Genomic DNA, 16871 nt, shown 5'->3' on the forward strand with positions numbered 1-16871 from the left:
AAAAAAGATAAGTATGAATCGAAAAATGATGTTCTTAATCAGTTTTCTGATTATAACAACGACAACACAAAGTCAGACACAACGTATTGATTCTGCAGCTGTTTATATTTTGAACAGAACTACAGAATCTTTACAGTACATAAAATCATGCAGTTTTAAATCGGTTATGACGTATGATATTTTTAACGAAAGTCTGGGCTTGGTTAAGCATTCTATAAATGAAAAAGTTTCGATAAAATTTCCAGATAAAATGAAAATTACATCCACTGGAGATAAAGGAAACAGAAGTTTATGGTACAACGGAAAAACGCTCCATTATTATTCTTTTGATAATAATACTTATGCCGTTACAGATGCGCCAAAATCGGTTATTCAAACCATCGATGAAACCAGTAAAAAATTCGGAATCGAATTTCCTGCCGCCGATTTTTTTTATGAAACCTTTTTGGAAGATTTAAAATCAGAACAAGGCACTCTAATGTATTTAGGAAAAACAATTCTTGACGATAAGGAATGTTTTCATCTTGCAGGAAAAGACAAAAACAAAAGTTTTCAGTTCTGGATTGGAAACGATGATAATTTCCTGCCCATCAAAATGGTAATTGTTTATACAAATGATTCCAATAAACCGCAATACGAAGCAGTTTACAAAGACTGGATCATCAATCCTGATTTCTCCGATTTTATGTTTGAATTTTCGATACCGCCAAAAGCTTCAAAAGTAAAATTACAGCCTAGAGAAGAAAAAAAATAATCTTTTAAATTCTTTATCATGAAATTAGATTTACTTAAAAATATAAAAGCGTGGATTTTAGTAATAGTGTTTGCATTGATGCTAGTACCAGAATCTGTAACGGCGCAGCGTTTTGGTCATTTTACACCACATGCCGTAATGCCTCGCCCGATGCCGATACATCCAAACCCGAGACCAATTCCGCCGGGTCCTACACCACGTCCGATTCCTCCAAGACCAATACCACCCGGACCGCGTCCAATTCCACCACATCCTTATCCGAGACCGTTGCCACCACCGCCACCGTTTCATCCTTATCCAGTACCGTTTCCGTACATCTATCATCCATTTGTGCCTTATTATTGGGGACCAACATGGTATCCAGTTGGATTCTTTTTAACCACATTAACAACGGCTGCAATTGTTGTTTCTGTAGAAAATAACAGCTACAATTATGATGACGGAGTTTATTATACAAAAGAATCAAACGGATACAAAGTAGTTCCTGCGCCATTAGGAGCAACAATTCCTGAACTGCCAAAAGGATATATTACGATCACTGTTGATGGAATCGATTACTATTATTATGGAGGAACCTATTATATAAAAGATACTTCTAAATATAAAGTAGTGACCCCACCGGTTGGAGCAGTAGTACAGCATCTGCCAGAAGGAGCCGAAGAAAAAACGATAGAGGGACAGAAATATATGATCTATAATAACGTGTATTATCAGCCCATTTCAAAAGATGGACAAGACAGTTATGTAGTCGTACAAGGGAAATAAAGTATAAATCTTTAAGTCAATATGAAGAGAAAGTAAAAATAAGTAAGATTTTATTTGTTTAATTGTGTTAATTGAATAAAATCGTTTATCTTTGATAGTGAGCTAAATAATTGTTATACAAATACTTGTGTTGATTGAACAATTGTTAAGACATTCTACGCCTTTCCTTCCATTCATGATTTTTAGATTTTAATAAGATTCGAGTTAAACAGATTTAATTATTAATTTAAATACCACAACATGAATATTAAAAAATCAAATCTTCGTATCATCCCATTATTATTTATGGGTTTAATTTACAGCTGTTCTCCAACTGTAAAAGTCACAACAGATTATGACCATGCCGCCAATTTTGGAGAATACAGAACCTTTGCGGTTTATGACTTAAAAGCGCAGGAAGGTCAGGTTAATCAATTAAACGTCGATCGCGTGACAAAAGCGATTCGAAACGAAATGCTGGCCAAAGGCTTTACAGAATCAGACAATCCAGATTTAAAAGTAAATGCAGTATCTATTTTAAAGAATAAAACTTCAATGAGTGCCAATACTGATTTTTATGGATATGGCGGTATGTATCGTCCTTATGGATATTGGGGAGGCGGTGCCATGATGGGCGGTGCCAACACAACATTCAATACTTATGATTATGTAGACGGTTCGCTGGTAATTGATATTGTATCTACCAAAACACAGAAACTGATTTGGCAGGGAATCGGAAATGCCGAAATCGACAGTAAACCAGACAATCCAGAAGAATTTATTAATAGCTCTATCAAAAAAATACTGGCGGGTTTTCCTCCTGGTACAGAGAAAAAATAAGTCTTACTTATCATAAAAAAACAGATGTGCTTGGTCTAATCAGCCGATAAGCACATTTGTTTTCCAAATTCAAGTCCCCTCTCGAAATTCTTTTTAAGAAGTATTAACAAACAAATCCGCTTAAAAATGATCGATATATTACTTTCTCTATTCTTTTTTATTGCCACGATTGCAGGTCTTGCTACTTCGTTGATGGTTCTTTTTTCTAAAAAATACTATTCTAAAAGTTTCTTTTTAGGAATGTTTTTATTGAGCCTTGCCGTAGTGAGTATCTATAATTTTTATCTGTCGGCAAATATGTTTAAAGAGTTCCCAGATCTCTTTACCATTACAAAATCGTTTATTTTTTTAGCAGCGCCTTGCTCTTTCTTGTATGTTAGAAACATTTTGTCTCCAAACAACAAAAACAAAAAATACGATTGGGTACATTTTATACCTTTTGGAATCTATTTCGTTTTAACTCTTTTTGTTTACATTGGAAGTTTTACCGATTCACAAGTTGTTGATTATGTAGGCTCTATTATCAAAAATCCATTTTCTATCTTGACTTTGACAATTTGGCTTTTTTATGTGTTTTTTCAAACCATGTTGATTTTAAACTATGATTTGAAAAAGTTCAAAGGAAACCAATTTCACAGAAGCAAAGTAATCAATTGGATTCGAGTTTATAATCTTATGATTTTGTTTTTGTTTTCGGCGCTTTTCGTGTATCATTTTTTGTTGAGAAAAATAGATGTGGTCGATATTTCATGTTATTTCCTAATTTCAACGGTTTTATTTTTTACCGTTGGCTGGCTGTATTTCAGGCCTCAGATTTTTCATGATGAAGAAGAAACGTTCGATTTTGTAAGCGACAATACACTCCTTGTAAAATCTAAAGAAACCAAAACCAATCTGCCGATTCCGCACGAGCTAACTACTGATAAAAAAGAAGATTATCTATTGAAATTAGATTATGTTTTAAATGCTCAAAAGTTGTTTCTAAAGAAAGATTTTGTAATCCGCGACCTTTCAGATGAAACTGGAATATCTGTACATCTTTTATCCAATTTAATCAATTCAGAATTCGGACTTCATTTTCAGGATTACGTTAATCTTAAAAGAATTGAATATTTTAAGGAAAAAATAAACGATCCAGAATGGAAAGATTTGTCTCTAGAGGGAATGGCGTGGGGTTCTGGTTTTAAATCCCGTACAACTTGTTTTAGGGCTTTTATAAAACATACCGGAAAATCTCCTTCAGAATACTTTAAAACCATCAGAATAAATCCAGAACGCACTACTACAAGCACTTACTATTTCAAGTAAAACTTCTCCTCCATAAACTTCCCATTTATTAGCCGCAGTTGTAAAGTCTTAATTCATTTTAAAACATTTCAGCATGAAAGCAAAAAATACTATTTCAGGAAAAACATTGCGCCTTTTTTTAATGACAATGTTTGCAATGATTTCATTATACAGCAATGCACAATTAAAAGGCGGACATATTTTGGGTGCCATGGGACTTCAGTCTGGAACTCAAGCGCCAGAAAACACTTTAAGCGTTTATGTTCCAGCATACATTTATACTGCAAACTGTCTGCGAAATGGCGATGGTGATAATATGGGAAATCCCGATTTAATTATGTTTATAACAGGTGTAGGAGCTAACTATGTGAGCGATTTTAAAATTTTAGGAGCCAATTACGGCGCTACAATTTTGCTGGCAGGAGCTTCTAATACGATTCAGGGAAGTTATATCGATTCTAAAAGTAATTTTGCGTTTACAGATATGTATGTACAGCCAATCCAATTAGGCTGGCACAACAAAAAAGCCGACTTTGTTTTCAGCTACCAAATGTATATTCCAACTGGGAAATATGAATTAGGAGGCAGTAACAACAGCGGATTAGGAATGTTTATGAATGAGTTTTCAGCAGGAACTACTTTGTTTTTTAATGAGAAAAAAACGTTTCATTTATCTGCTTTAGCAGCGTACGAAATCAACGGAAAGAAAAAAGATACTGACATTAAAACAGGAGATATTTTAAGTATTGAAGGAGGTCTCGGAAAAACATTCTATTGCATGAATGCCGAAAAAACAGCTCCAAAAGGAATATGGAATGCCGGATTAATTTATTATTTCCAATATAAAGTTTCAGATGATAAAATTCCAGTTGGAAGTCTAATCCTAGAACCAGACAAAGATCATATTGGCGCTGTAGGGGCTGAGGTTAATTATCTTCATATTGGCTGTATGACGCAGGCAGGTTTTAGATGGGTTTCAGAATTTGGAGCGGTAAATAGATTTCAGGGAAATACTTTTTTTATCACTTTGGCACATGTCTTCAGTCTTAAGAAAAAATAATGTTTTTAGAATAAGGTAAATTTTAATTGTAATTAAAGTCAAGCATCTTATGAAAAACAGAAAACGATCAGAAAAAAATATCTTATTCTCGCTTTTGATTCTTTTGGCATTTAATACTTTAAATGCGCAGAAATATAAAATCAGTGTGAAAGATTCCTTAGATGGAGCTTTTGATTTAAGCGATTACATTATTTATGCACATGGTTTTATTGTGGTTCCAACTATAATTACAGAACCAGCTTTAGGAAATATTGGAGGGGCATTAGTTCCTATTTTTCTAAAAAAACACGCTCCAGTAATTGATGAAGACGGCAAAAAACGATTCATAAACCCAGACATAACAGGCGGAATCGGAATGTACACAGGAAACAAAAGCTGGATGGCAGGTGCTTTTCGTTCGGCAACTCTGATAAAACCACGAATATTGTATCGCGTTGCAGCAGGTTATGGAGACGTGAATTTGTCCTTTTATGCTAACAACAGACCCAATCTGCCAGATCAGGAATTCAAACTTAATTTTAGGTCAACGATTTTTTATACCCAATGGCTCAAACAGTTTAAAAATGCAAAATGGAGCGCAGGACCGCAGTATATGTTTTTAAACTCAAAAATAAACCTGCCCGATTTTAATTTGCCACCGCCATTTGTAAAACCTGGCGATATAAAAAGTACGGTAAGTCAGCTGGGAGGCGCAATTCAGTTCGATAATAGAGACAACATATTTACACCAGACAAAGGAATCCGAATTCAGTCCGATTTCTTTTGGTCAGATAACGCAATAGGAAGCGACTACGATGCCTGGCGCGTTAATTTATCAGCAATAGGATATTATCCATTAGCTAAAACATTAATTGGCGGACTAAGGGTAGAAGGAGAGCAGGCGTTTGGGAGTCCGCCTTTTTATTTAAGGCCGGGAATTAACCTAAGAGGAATTCCTGCAGCACGTTATCAAGGTAAAACCAGCATTGTAACCGAAGCCGAATTAAGATGGGACGTTTATAAAAGATGGAGCATTATGGGATTTGGCGGACTTGCAAGTGCTTTTGATGATTGGGATCAGGCTTTTGCTAAACCCGTTGTGTACAGTTATGGAACAGGTTTTAGATATTTAGTGGCTCGAAAATTTAAACTCCGAATGGGAGTTGATGTTGCCAAAGGAAATGAAGATTGGGCATACTATATCGTTTTTGGAAGCAACTGGATGCGATAAAAGTTACTTGTAAGAAGTTGATTTATAAAAAAATATTACTTAAAAGCCTCAATATTGTTTTATTGAGGCTTTTTGTCTTAAATAACCTAATAATTTAATCCGTTAAGAAAACATTAACAATTAATCGTTACACAAATTGTATAATATTTAATTGTTTTGTAACAAATTAGAAACATTGGAGACTAATTTTGTTAAATCTTAAACATAAATTATGAATACATTTTCATTCAAATCAGTGTTTGCAGCATCAGTATTTTTAGCTGGAACAGCAGGCTGTTTTGCGCAAGACGTGTTAGTAAATTCACTTAAACTAAACGCTAGCGACAAAAGTAAAGAGAACTTTAAATTTACAGAAGTAATTAATCTAGGTACAACATCAGTAAAATCTCAAGGATCGTCTGGAACTTGCTGGAGTTACTCAACAAATTCATTCTTAGAGTCAGAAATGATTCGTTTAGGAAAACAGCCGGTAGAGTTATCTCAAATCTACTCTGCAAGAAATGTGTATGTTGAGAAAGGAATTAACTACGTTCGTATGCACGGAGCGATTACGCTTGGTGATGGAGGTGCTCTTCACGATGTAATTAATATGTATAAAAAATACGGAACTGTACCGAGAGAAGTTTACACTGGATTGAACTACGGAACGGACAAAAATAAATTTGCTGAAATGGCTGCGCTTATCGAAGGCGTTTTGGCTGCAGTAGTTAAAAATCCTAACGGAGAATTGACACCAAACTGGCAAAAAGCTTACGCAGCAGTTATTGATTCTTATTTAGGAAAAGTGCCGGATAACTTTACTTACAAAGGAAAAAACTATACGCCACAATCTTTTGCTAAAGAAGTAGTAGGAATTAACCCAGATGAATATGTAGAATTATCATCTTTTACTAATACACCATACTACCAAAAAACAACGATGATGGTGCCAGACAACTGGTCATTGGATCAAGTTTACAACGTAAAATTGAACGATATGACAGATGTTATCGACAACGCGTTGAAAAAAGGATATACTGTAGCTTGGGCAACAGATGTTAGCGAAAAAACATTCAGCTGGAAAAATGGTGTGGCTTATGTAGCAACGAAAAAATTCGACGATATGACTGCTGAAGAAAAAGCAGACTTATTTAACGGACCAAAAGCAGAACCAGAAATTAGTCCAGAAATGCGTCAGGCAGCGTTTGATAACTACACTACAACAGACGACCACGGAATGCACATTATTGGTTTAGCAAAAGACCAAACTGGAAAAGAATACTATATCGTAAAAAATTCTTGGGGAGAAACAAACGACTACAAAGGTTTCTTGTTTGTAACTAAGAACTTCGTAAAATATAAAACTACTGCATTACTAGTAAACAAAGGAGGAATTCCTGGTGAACTTGCTAAGAAATTAGGAGTTTAATTAGAGTTAGAAATTTTATAGAAAACAGAAAAGCGCTGCAATGAGAATTGTGGCGCTTTGTTTTTTACAAAGGAAAACTTGTTAAAAATATTTTTTTTCGTACCTTTGTAAAACAAAAATCGGGAATTCAAAAAATTCTTGGCGGAAAAAAAAATGGCGTTCTTTACTGTTCTGGCAAATTTAATATTATTTCTAGGGGCTTTTAGTTCCTTAATACAAGAACCTGCCGATACAAAGGCAAATTACTTTAAAGTAAATGTTATCATAATTAGTAATGGTGAAAATAATTCAAAAATAAATAAGTCAGATATGGAAAAAAAAGTAAAACAAATTGAAGTTCAAAGTCCAGAAAACAATGTAAAGAACCCATCTCCTGTTCATTAATTTTTTTGTCAACATATAAAAAAAGAGGTTATCAAATATTTGGCAACCTCTTTTTTTTCGACTTCTAGTGAAAAAATATCAAGTTCTAAGGTGATATGTTTTTATGAATATTAATTTGAAAACTACGGTTAGCTAGTTATGATTTTTATTTGTCCTGAAAAATCTTTAAGTACATAATCAGAAACAACATTGCAAGCTGATTTAATCATTTGATCCGTATATGGTTTTTGAAGTCTAATTATACCGTGAGATCCATCATGCATTAAAGAATATAAAAATTCATTTTCAGTAAAATTATCTATCCTTTCACAAAAAGTATTAAGATCAATATCTGGCGCTATAAATCGATTTATTGTCTCTAGTACGTGTCTTAGAGAATTTGGTGTTGTATGTGATGGATTTTTAGTTCCTTGAGATATTTCATAAATATCTCTAAGATGTTCTTCGTAAGGCATTATCAATTCATTGCCTAGTGTCTCAAGCTTGTTGTTTTCTAGAATAAATTTCTGATCTATAACTTTATTTCTAATTATAATAGACATAAATTCTAAGTTATGTGTAAGAATTATTAATCTTAATCTTGAAATATTGAACAGTTTATCTAGGGTTCTTATAATTTGTGATGTTGCATAAACAAAGTGGAAATCTTGACTAGATATGGGGTCATCAATGATAAAAAATAATTTGCTATAGTCCTCTTCTTTATTGATAGATCTATGTGATTCCGCAATAAAATAACAAAACGCAACAATGCTCTTTTCACCATTACTTAAAACATCGCTCGCATTTGATTCTAATAAGTGATTTTTGAATTTTATACAAAAGGTTTTATCATCGAAGGAATATTTGGAACCAAAAAATTTAGTTAGTAATTGGGTGAAAGTCTCTACAACTTTTTGTTTTTTTGAAATTTTTTCATTCTGTTCCTTTTTTAAAATCTCTTCGCTTAAAGTTTTAATTTTAGAATTGTAATTGTTTATTTCTTCTATTTTTTCAGATTCTATTTTTTTTAATTCATTAAATCTCGCTCTGCATAGTCTTTTATTTAGATCTAGCTTTTCGGTGCTAATATTGTTTTTTTTATCATTGAAACTTTTTATTATTGCTGAGTTTTGTAGAATTATTTCATTCTGATCTTGAATCCATAATTGGAGATTTTTTATTGCTTTTTTAATACTATCATCTAAAAGTGAAATTGAAATGTCTTCTTTCTTTTTTTCGAGTGCATCATCAATTATTTTATAGCTTGATTCTAATTTCGTTAAGTCTTCCAGTTCTTTTAAATTAATGCTTGCTAACGAGGGAATATATTTTTGATTTTTTAAATATTCAATTTCAAGATTCTTAAATGATTTTAAAATTTCATTGTTTTCTTTTTTCTCTACATTTAATTGTAATAATAAATCATTAGCTTTTTTTATTTGAATTGCTTCAGTTTCTGAAAGATATTCCAAATATTGATCAATTAGTTTTAAAGCATTTTCTTCAAGATTTTGCTCACAAAAAGGACATTCATTAGTTTTTTCTTTTAATAAAGAGATCCCTGTTTCGACAAATCCCTGTTTGTTTTTTATTTTAGTTTTGAAACTATCAGCAATACTGCTTCTACTAAATTTTTCATCTAGAAAAGAGATTATATTATCGAGAGTTTCAGTTTTCTTTAGATAACTAACATTTCTTAAGTCTTGTAAATTATCAGGAAGTGCTTTTAGCTGGTTATGTTTACTTATTAAATCATTGAAACTTTCTAATTCGACTACATTGAATTCAGGGTTGAACAAGTTATTAAAAGTAATGTTTTGATAATCGCCAGTATTTTTTCTAATGGATAAATCATCTAGATCTTTTATAGCTTTTGCAACTTTTAATTTTAATTCTTCTTCTTTTGTTTTAAGTTCGTTAGAATTTGTTTTAAGTTCATCTTTCTCTTTTGTTAAATCAATTTTTTCTTTTCCAAGTATGTAACCTTCTATTTCTCCACTAGGCTTGTATTTTAGCCCTTCTAAATTTTCTTTTATATAATCATCATTAAATACGCGAAAGATGTAATCAGTTGTGTCTTTTGAAATGTTTGGGGTTTTGTCTCTTTTTATAGAGAACTCTAATTCTCTAATTATGCTAGGTTCGGTACTGTTCGTTATTTTGAATTTAAAAGAACCATCATTCTTTCCAATGGTTAATAATTTATTGGAATCGTTATTATCTAGTTCTTCTTTGTTTAATAATCTAAATGCCCTGCTTAGAAAGGTCTTACCCGTCCCATTATTTGCATAAATTCCCATTTCTAATGTACTGATATGGATTTTAGTATTTAGAGACTCATGTGGTCCTAAATTAACAGTAGATAACTCAAATGTAATGTTCTTAGCCATTATGTTGCAGTTTTAGTAATTAAAAAACAGTTCATTTTTATAACTTATTTCGGAACTTCTTATTCAATATCATTTTGCTAAATAAACTATTTTTGATGAAAAAGAATGATAGTATAAATACCTGATTTTTAATTAAGAAACTAAAATAAATTTTTCGAGTTAAATGTATGTTTTTGATTTTTAGATATTTTATGGATTTCCATAAAACCTAGTTGAATTAAAAAAAAAGAAATATCAAATAGAAAGTTAATAAACAAAAAAAGAGGCGCAATCAATGCGCCTCTTTTTATTTTGTATATTCAAAATCAGAATTTATTTCCCCTTCATCAACCTCTCCAAATACTCCACTTTATCCTTTTCAGCCTGAACCAAACGCTCATAAAGTTCCACAACTTTATCAAGAGGATTAAATGAGCAATTGTGGTTTACAGTTGGACCACTATGAACAACAGAGCCTTCGTAGTTGTTTTGGATATTGTTTAGAATTGCTTCTTCAGAAAAATTCTTAATTCCTTCTACAGACACTCCAAGAGCTTCAGCAATAGCCTTAAGTTTTTATTCGTCTATGGTTTCACTGTTTTCAATAGTAGAAATAGCTTGTTGGTTGGTGCCTAAAGCCTGCGCCAAAGCTTCCTGCTTCATATCGCGAAGTTCACGGATACGGCTTATTTTTCGCCCAATATGGTTTGGTTTTGTAAGTGTGCTCATACTTCAAAGATATTTAAAATTCCTGAAAATTTATTTGTGCTATAAAATACAAATCGCTTCTGTATGACAAATGGTTATTGTGTTTCGATACAAAAGAATCTATTGTGTAATTCGCCGGAACAAAAATACAATTTTTCGCACAATGAGTCTGAAGGTTATAAAAATAAAAATAATAATCATAAATCGATAAAAAAGTTCTTAAAAAAGCTTAGAACCATTTTCATAGAAGCAAAGTAAGGAAGCTTTCTCCCTAATCAGGAAGCCAAAATAAGAAAACGGCATTTAAACGGTTTTTCCAGTTTTTTATAGAGATTGTAAAGGTGTAACTCGCTGAATTAGATATATTTAATAAAATTTTAAGACAAAACGTTAATTTTATTGAATTATCTATGAAAAAGCTCACGGCGTTTCTAAGCGCACTATTAATACTAATTTCCCTTAACTGTTTTGGTCAGCTTAAAGAAAGTGCGTCTGCTTTGTCGGTAAAAGGAAAAACGGTAATCTTAACTGACAATCTTGCTTCGAACAGTGATTACGTGATAAAATCTTATTATGTAGAAGAAAGAATCAATAAACTCTTTGGTGGTAGAATTACAACATATGAGGTTACAAAATTGGATATGGTATACACCAACGATTTGGGGCCAAATAACACTAGAACGATAATTCCGAGGTATGTCAAGAAAAAGCAAAAAGGAACAACAAGGTTAACGCATCCAGAAACTTCTGTTGAAACCTCTACAGTTTCTGCAGAACCCGTTAAAGATGTTGTTACGGCTCAAGAGAATGCTGTAAATTACGTAAACGTCGATGTGACGAGTACCTATCAAAAAGTTTTGGAAAAAGGCTATAAAACGCCAGAAATGCTTCAAAAAGTGGCCGACCGACTTTATTTCGAAGGAAACTTTAATACGGCAGCTGGATATTACGAACAGTTGTTTATTCTGGTCAAAGATCCCGATGTCATTTATTACTATAGATATGCTCAGTCTTTAAAAGCAATCAATCAACTGGAAAAATCAGATCTCTTGATGAAAAGGTTTAAGAGTGAGACTTTGGTGGTGAAATGAGTTTTTTTTTTTAACCGCAAAGACGCTAAGGAAAGCGCAAAGTTCGCGAAGATGCCTAAAACTTTAACCGTAAAGACACAAAAGAAAAGCGCAAAGGTCGCAAAGTTTATAAAGTATAGCCCGTGGTTTCAACCACGGGAACACAATCATGAGCATAATAAGTATGTGTCACAGTGGTTGAAACGATGGTTGTGGTTGAATATTATAATTTAAATGACTGTATAGTTTTGCCATTTTGACCGAAGGGAAAAATCACACGCGTAAATCGACACAGATTGGTAATACGCTTTGTGGAGTTTTTTAACCGCAAAGGCACAAAAGAAAAGCGCAATCCCGATAGTTATCGGGAGAAAAGTTTAATAATCTAAGTTTGTCAGGTTATTGGGAAAATACTTCAAGATTAAAACATTTAGAGTTTGTTGTTATAGGGTGTTTTATGCATTCTTGATTGTGGTTGAGGTTTCGTGTTCGTTTTACCTAAAGCAATATTTCTTTCATACAATGCAATCTGCTTTTTTACTTCAGGCATTGCTTTTTCCATTTGACTTAAAGCGAATTTCACTCTCTCGATTGTGTTTGAAATGTCCATAAAGCAATATTTATTTGTATTTTTCCTTTAGTTTTAAAATAATATCGGGATACTTAATTAGGTTTTCGATATAGGTTTTGCTTTTCATCTTTTTAATGTGTTTTTCAATATCCAATCCTTGTGGTTTACTGTCACATTCTATTTTAACATATAATTCCCAATCTTCAGCATTTGCTGTGAATTTATGAGATTCAGCATTTTTATGAAATTCCATTCTAGTTTCAAGATCAGATGTATATCCAATATAAAATTGGTATAGCTTGGCAGAATATAGAATATAGACAAAATGCATAAATAGGGTAAATAAAATTATGAGCAGCGGTCTTGTTTGGCTCCTCTTGGACTCGAACCAATCCCGATAGCTATCGGGACTCTGATTAACAGTCAGATGCTCTAACCAACTGAGCCAAGGAGGAATCACCTTAAAGGTAAATATGTTTGCTAAAAAAAGTTGCTCCCCCTCTTGTCCCGATAGCTATCGGGACTCTGATTGACAGTCAGATGCTCTAACCAACATTTAGAGTGTTTTATTTTCGGCTAAACCTTAAATCTGGTTAAAAAGCAAAAAAAATACCACTTACAATTTGTAAGTGGTATTTATTAAGCTCCCCCTCTTGGGCTCGAACCAATCCCGATAGCTATCGGGACTCTGATTAACAGTCAGATGCTCTAACCAACTGAGCTAAGGAGGAATCACCTTAAAGGTAAATATGTTTGCTAAAAAAAGTTGCTCCCCCTCTTGGGCTCGAACCAATCCCGATAGCTATCGGGACTCTGATTAACAGTCAGGTGCTCTAACCAACTGAGCTAAGGAGGAATCACCTTAAAAGGTTTGTATGTTTGCTAAAAAAAGTTGCTCCCCTCTTGTCCCGATAGCTATCGGGAGAACCAATCCCGATAGCTATTGGGACTCTGATTAATAGTCAGATGCTCTACCCAATATTTAGAGTGTTTTATTTTCGGCTAAACCTTAAATCTGATTAAAAAGCAAAAAAAAAATACCACTTACAATTTGTAAGTGGTATTTATTAAGCTCCCCCTCTTGGGCTCGAACCAAGGACCCTCTGATTAACAGTCAGATGCTCTAACCAACTGAGCTAAGGAGGAATCACCTTAAAGGTAAATATGTTTGCTAAAAAAAGTTGCTCCCCCTCTTGGGCTCGAACCAAGGACCCTCTGATTAACAGTCAGATGCTCTAACCAACTGAGCTAAGGAGGAAAGTGTTGCTCTTTTTAGCGAGTGCAAATATAAAACTATTTTTAGTTTCTCAAAAACATTTTCACTCTTTTTTTGACTTTTTTTTACTTGCCAACAATGGCTTTGTAAATGTCGTTACCGTTAGCAAATAGTAGCAGTGAAATAAGTAAAACAAAACCAACCATTTGCGCGTTCTCTAGGAATTTATCGCTCGGTTTTTTACCGCTTACGATTTCATATAATAAAAACATCACGTGGCCTCCATCAAGAGCAGGAATTGGCAATAAATTCATAACTCCTAACATAATTGATAATAAAGCTGTGATTGACCAAAATACTTCCCAGCTCCAAGAACTTGGAAAAATGTTGTAAATAGCCGCAAAACCACCTACTTGTTTGTACGCTTTAGTTTCTGGATTAAAAATCATTTTCAATTGTTTTCCATAACCTACTAACTGATCTTTTCCTTTTTGAAGTCCAACTGGAATAGATTCGAAGAAACCATATTCTCTTTTGCTGATTTTATAATAACCTAGTTTTTCCAATGATTTCATATCTAAACCGCCAGAAACAACACCTAATTTACCATCATTAGTAACTTTTAAAGTAATTGGGGTTTCTTTTAAATCACGTAAAACAACCGCAGGAATTTGTTTTCCTTTGTTTATATCTAAAACAGCTTTAGCTTCATCAAAATATTTAATTTTTTGTCCGTTAAGAGAAAGAATTAAATCTTTTGGTTTTAGATTTTGGTTTGGAGAATCTTCAGCAACTTTTCCAATAGCAAAAGGTCTACGGATATCAACAAGCATTCCTTTTTCTGTTTTAGAAAGTTGGTCAATAAAATCAGTTGGCATTGTAAGAGTTTGTTGTTTTCCGTCTCTTTCAATTAAAACATGTTTTGCCATGATGATATTTATATTCATGTCTCTGTCAAAATTTTCTACAGATTTACCATCTATAGAAATAATTTTGTCACCTGTTTTAAAACCAGCTTTAATCATCACTGGATTTTCAATCAGAACTCCGTCTTTTAAATCAGCATTAGCAATATAAGTGTCTCCATAAGCGAAAGCCATTCCAATATAAATAATAAAAGCCAGAATAAAGTTTACGGTAACTCCACCAAGCATAATAATTAAACGCTGCCAAGCTGGTTTAGTACGAAATTCCCACGGCTGTGGCTCTTGAGCCATCTGCTCTTTGTCCATACTTTCGTCAATCATTCCAGAAATTTTCACATAACCTCCCAACGGAAGCCATCCGATACCGTATTCTGTTTCTCCTATTTTCTTTTTGAAAAGTGAATATTTAACATCAAAAAACAAATAAAATTTTTCGACTCTTGTTTTAAATAATTTAGCAGGGATAAAATGCCCTAATTCATGAAGAATAATAAGTAAAGATAAACTCAATAGAAATTGAGAGAGTTTGATAACTATATCCATTTTTTATTTTTAGTTCGTATTTAACGCACAAAAGTAGCGTTTTCTATTTTAATTTAAGACCGCAAGATAACGTTTAAGGTTTTAAATGTTTGTTAATAATTGCTCATACTTTTAATAAATCAAATAATGTTTATTTATTAGTAACATATTTGATTATTATGTTACAAACAGTTTAAGGATGTACTTGTAAAATGATTTGACAGACTTCTGACTTCATTATTAAAAAAATACAGGTTAGAACAAACATTAAATGACGAAAAAACATTGACAACAATTTTACATTATTTATTTCTTGTTCGGTTTAGGAAATTAGTCGCTAAAGACGATATTTTGGCTGTATTTCTTATTATACTGCTATATTTTGTCAGTGCATTTTTGATTTATCTAAATTTTGAACCATTACGTAATTATGTTCCTTTTCTTTTTCTAGAAATACTCGTTTATCATTTGCAAAGGTCGGATTTGGAGCTTTTAAAAATGAAAAGAAATTACAAACTAATCCTATTTACAGAATACCTTATTTATTCTTTTCCATTTTATTTGGTGCTTTTACTAAAAGGTGAATTTGTATTTATTGGGGCAATTATGTTGTGTAAAATAGTTTTAATCAATTTGCCCAAATTCAATCTAAAAATAATTAAATATCCTTTCAATACCTTTAATATTTACTGGCATATTTCTTTTAGAAAATACAAACTGGTTTATATACTTCCGTTGTTGCTTATCGTTGTTTTTATGGCGGTAAAAAGCAACAATCAAAATCTTTTGTATGCAGTTTTTTTAGGATTATCATTAATAGCATGCGTTCCATCCTTTGAAAGAGAAACAATAGCAGAAATAAAACATAATCCTTTTGATAGCAAAAAATACTTAAGGTTTCAGTTTAAAAATTCAATTATCAATACTTGTTATTTAGTATTTCCTGTCGCGTTAACGATGTGTTTATTATTGCAATGGGAAAAATTGATATTTCTGATTTTTATATTCATTGCGCCAATTATTAATCTGTTGTTAAAGTATATCTATTTTAATAATAGTTATTTACAGCAGATTTTTTTTACGATTTTCATAGCGGGAAGTTTATTTTTATTTGGAGTACCATTCTTAGCGTTGCCTTTTATTTATAAAAAAGCGATTAAAACCTTAAACGAACTCAAAACATGCTAAAAATTATCATTGATCAAAAAAAGTATAAAGATAAATCAATCTTAGAAAACATTGATGTTTCTATTGATCGACCAGGTATTTATGGTGTTATTGGTAAAAACGGTCAAGGTAAAACAACGCTTTTTAAATGTATTTTAGGTTTAGAAAAGTTTGAGGGAAACTGCTCGATAAATGAAAAGGAAGTAGTATTGCAAAATGCTGGCTGGGTTCCAACAGATCCTCCCATTTATGGAGAACTTACCGCTGTAGAATTTTATGATTTTTATGCCCATTTATTGGATGTTGAAACAAAAAATACGAATTTAATATTTGAGGTTCCCAATAATCAACTAATACGAGAGTTTTCTACTGGAATGAAAAAGAAAACCTATCTGAATGCTGTTTTTCAAAAAGAATTTCCCATATACATTTTAGACGAACCGTTTAATGGGCTCGATTTAGAATCGAATTATTTATTAATGAATTACATTCGGGAACTTTCTAAAATCAGCATTGTTTTTATTTCGTCTCATATTTTAGAAATCCTCTATAAAGACTGTGATAAAATTTTTCTGCTCAAAAATAAAAATCTTACTGAGTTTGAAAAAAGTCAGTACTCAGAAATTGAAAAAGAATTATTTTTGAGATAAACA

15 protein-coding genes, 5 tRNA genes and 1 pseudogene are annotated in these 16871 nt (G+C 32.4%); 11 read left to right on the forward strand and 10 right to left on the reverse strand.

Annotation, left to right across the window (positions count from 1 at the left end):
• Window positions 1–13: 13 nt before the first annotated feature.
• The 8 genes from P2W65_RS06050 to P2W65_RS06085 all read left to right on the forward strand — a co-directional run bounded on the left by P2W65_RS06050 (window position 14) and on the right by P2W65_RS06085 (window position 7687).
• Window positions 14–754, forward strand: a complete 741-nt coding sequence (locus tag P2W65_RS06050; RefSeq protein WP_289664263.1) for a DUF2092 domain-containing protein — start codon at window positions 14–16, stop codon at window positions 752–754.
• An 18-nt stretch (window positions 755–772) separates the two neighbouring features.
• Window positions 773–1519 carry a DUF6515 family protein gene (locus P2W65_RS06055; RefSeq protein WP_289664265.1) on the forward strand — a complete coding sequence of 249 codons (747 nt, stop codon included), beginning with the start codon at window positions 773–775 and terminating at the stop codon, window positions 1517–1519.
• 240 nt (window positions 1520–1759) lie between these two features.
• Complete coding sequence (locus P2W65_RS06060; RefSeq protein ID WP_289664266.1) at window positions 1760–2338, forward strand: DUF4136 domain-containing protein; 579 nt, start codon at window positions 1760–1762, stop codon at window positions 2336–2338.
• A 126-nt stretch (window positions 2339–2464) separates the two neighbouring features.
• On the forward strand, window positions 2465–3646 hold the full coding sequence (locus tag P2W65_RS06065) for a helix-turn-helix domain-containing protein (RefSeq protein WP_289664267.1): 1182 nt from the start codon (window positions 2465–2467) through the stop codon (window positions 3644–3646).
• Window positions 3647–3719: 73 nt separating this feature from the next.
• Window positions 3720–4685 (forward strand): SphA family protein, encoded by a 966-nt coding sequence (locus P2W65_RS06070; RefSeq protein ID WP_289664268.1) that lies wholly within the window; start codon window positions 3720–3722, stop codon window positions 4683–4685.
• A gap of 49 nt (window positions 4686–4734) precedes the next feature.
• Window positions 4735–5895, forward strand: coding sequence for a BamA/TamA family outer membrane protein (locus tag P2W65_RS06075; RefSeq protein ID WP_289664269.1), 1161 nt, complete (start codon window positions 4735–4737; stop codon window positions 5893–5895).
• Window positions 5896–6106: 211 nt separating this feature from the next.
• A complete protein-coding gene (locus P2W65_RS06080) occupies window positions 6107–7303 on the forward strand; it encodes a C1 family peptidase (protein ID WP_289664271.1) in 1197 nt (398 codons plus the stop codon).
• A 138-nt stretch (window positions 7304–7441) separates the two neighbouring features.
• Window positions 7442–7687: a hypothetical protein gene (locus tag P2W65_RS06085; protein WP_179000760.1), complete on the forward strand. Its 246-nt coding sequence runs from the start codon at window positions 7442–7444 to the stop codon at window positions 7685–7687.
• A 128-nt stretch (window positions 7688–7815) separates the two neighbouring features.
• On the opposite strand, the gene P2W65_RS06090 is transcribed toward P2W65_RS06085, so the two are convergent.
• Together P2W65_RS06090 and P2W65_RS06095 are read right to left on the reverse strand one after the other, a co-directional pair.
• Complete coding sequence (locus P2W65_RS06090) at window positions 7816–10059, reverse strand: AAA family ATPase (RefSeq protein ID WP_289664272.1); 2244 nt, start codon at window positions 10057–10059, stop codon at window positions 7816–7818.
• Window positions 10060–10371: 312 nt separating this feature from the next.
• A pseudogene (locus P2W65_RS06095) lies at window positions 10372–10767 on the reverse strand (helix-turn-helix domain-containing protein).
• Between the two features lie 389 nt (window positions 10768–11156).
• On the opposite strand from P2W65_RS06095, the gene P2W65_RS06100 reads away from it, so the two are divergent.
• Window positions 11157–11837 (forward strand): hypothetical protein, encoded by a 681-nt coding sequence (locus P2W65_RS06100; RefSeq protein WP_289664273.1) that lies wholly within the window; start codon window positions 11157–11159, stop codon window positions 11835–11837.
• 409 nt (window positions 11838–12246) lie between these two features.
• On the opposite strand, the gene P2W65_RS06105 is transcribed toward P2W65_RS06100, so the two are convergent.
• The 8 genes from P2W65_RS06105 to rseP all read right to left on the reverse strand — a co-directional run bounded on the left by P2W65_RS06105 (window position 12247) and on the right by rseP (window position 15072).
• On the reverse strand, window positions 12247–12426 hold the full coding sequence (locus tag P2W65_RS06105) for a hypothetical protein (protein WP_289664274.1): 180 nt from the start codon (window positions 12424–12426) through the stop codon (window positions 12247–12249).
• A 10-nt stretch (window positions 12427–12436) separates the two neighbouring features.
• Entirely contained in the window at window positions 12437–12718 is a 282-nt protein-coding gene (locus tag P2W65_RS06110; RefSeq protein WP_289664275.1) for a GIY-YIG nuclease family protein, read from the reverse strand.
• 37 nt (window positions 12719–12755) lie between these two features.
• Window positions 12756–12840, reverse strand: a tRNA-Asn gene (locus tag P2W65_RS06115).
• A 191-nt stretch (window positions 12841–13031) separates the two neighbouring features.
• Window positions 13032–13118 (reverse strand) — tRNA-Asn (locus P2W65_RS06120).
• A gap of 38 nt (window positions 13119–13156) precedes the next feature.
• A tRNA-Asn gene (locus P2W65_RS06125) sits at window positions 13157–13243 on the reverse strand.
• A gap of 216 nt (window positions 13244–13459) precedes the next feature.
• Window positions 13460–13533: transfer RNA gene (locus tag P2W65_RS06130), tRNA-Asn, on the reverse strand.
• A gap of 38 nt (window positions 13534–13571) precedes the next feature.
• Window positions 13572–13645, reverse strand: a tRNA-Asn gene (locus tag P2W65_RS06135).
• Window positions 13646–13728: 83 nt separating this feature from the next.
• Window positions 13729–15072: an RIP metalloprotease RseP gene (gene rseP, locus P2W65_RS06140; RefSeq protein WP_289664276.1), complete on the reverse strand. Its 1344-nt coding sequence runs from the start codon at window positions 15070–15072 to the stop codon at window positions 13729–13731.
• Window positions 15073–15549: 477 nt separating this feature from the next.
• Here rseP and P2W65_RS06145 point away from each other — a divergent pair, with 477 nt between their 5' ends.
• The gene (locus P2W65_RS06145) at window positions 15550–16239 is read left to right on the forward strand and encodes a hypothetical protein (protein WP_289664277.1); all 690 of its coding nucleotides are present in this window, start codon (window positions 15550–15552) and stop codon (window positions 16237–16239) included.
• Window positions 16233–16868 carry an ATP-binding cassette domain-containing protein gene (locus P2W65_RS06150; protein WP_289664278.1) on the forward strand — a complete coding sequence of 212 codons (636 nt, stop codon included), beginning with the start codon at window positions 16233–16235 and terminating at the stop codon, window positions 16866–16868. Before P2W65_RS06145 ends, P2W65_RS06150 begins: the two co-directional genes overlap by 7 nt.
• Window positions 16869–16871: the final 3 nt, after the last annotated feature.

The organism is Flavobacterium panacagri (assembly GCF_030378165.1).
In the GTDB taxonomy this organism is placed as follows: domain Bacteria; phylum Bacteroidota; class Bacteroidia; order Flavobacteriales; family Flavobacteriaceae; genus Flavobacterium; species Flavobacterium panacagri.

What these genes read in the sequence shown, in the direction of transcription:
- P2W65_RS06050 (WP_289664263.1), top strand. Translation starts at nt 14, where the DNA reads ATGAATCGAAAAATGATGTTCTTAATCAGTTTTCTGATTATAACAACG.
- P2W65_RS06055 (WP_289664265.1), top strand. Translation starts at nt 773, where the DNA reads ATGAAATTAGATTTACTTAAAAATATAAAAGCGTGGATTTTAGTAATA.
- P2W65_RS06060 (WP_289664266.1), top strand. Translation starts at nt 1,760, where the DNA reads ATGAATATTAAAAAATCAAATCTTCGTATCATCCCATTATTATTTATG.
- P2W65_RS06065 (WP_289664267.1), top strand. Translation starts at nt 2,465, where the DNA reads ATGATCGATATATTACTTTCTCTATTCTTTTTTATTGCCACGATTGCA.
- P2W65_RS06070 (WP_289664268.1), top strand. Translation starts at nt 3,720, where the DNA reads ATGAAAGCAAAAAATACTATTTCAGGAAAAACATTGCGCCTTTTTTTA.
- P2W65_RS06075 (WP_289664269.1), top strand. Translation starts at nt 4,735, where the DNA reads ATGAAAAACAGAAAACGATCAGAAAAAAATATCTTATTCTCGCTTTTG.
- P2W65_RS06080 (WP_289664271.1), top strand. Translation starts at nt 6,107, where the DNA reads ATGAATACATTTTCATTCAAATCAGTGTTTGCAGCATCAGTATTTTTA.
- P2W65_RS06090 (WP_289664272.1), bottom strand. Translation starts at nt 10,059, where the DNA reads ATGGCTAAGAACATTACATTTGAGTTATCTACTGTTAATTTAGGACCA.
- P2W65_RS06100 (WP_289664273.1), top strand. Translation starts at nt 11,157, where the DNA reads ATGAAAAAGCTCACGGCGTTTCTAAGCGCACTATTAATACTAATTTCC.
- P2W65_RS06105 (WP_289664274.1), bottom strand. Translation starts at nt 12,426, where the DNA reads ATGGACATTTCAAACACAATCGAGAGAGTGAAATTCGCTTTAAGTCAA.
- P2W65_RS06110 (WP_289664275.1), bottom strand. Translation starts at nt 12,718, where the DNA reads ATGCATTTTGTCTATATTCTATATTCTGCCAAGCTATACCAATTTTAT.
- rseP (WP_289664276.1), bottom strand. Translation starts at nt 15,072, where the DNA reads ATGGATATAGTTATCAAACTCTCTCAATTTCTATTGAGTTTATCTTTA.
- P2W65_RS06145 (WP_289664277.1), top strand. Translation starts at nt 15,550, where the DNA reads ATGAAAAGAAATTACAAACTAATCCTATTTACAGAATACCTTATTTAT.
- P2W65_RS06150 (WP_289664278.1), top strand. Translation starts at nt 16,233, where the DNA reads ATGCTAAAAATTATCATTGATCAAAAAAAGTATAAAGATAAATCAATC.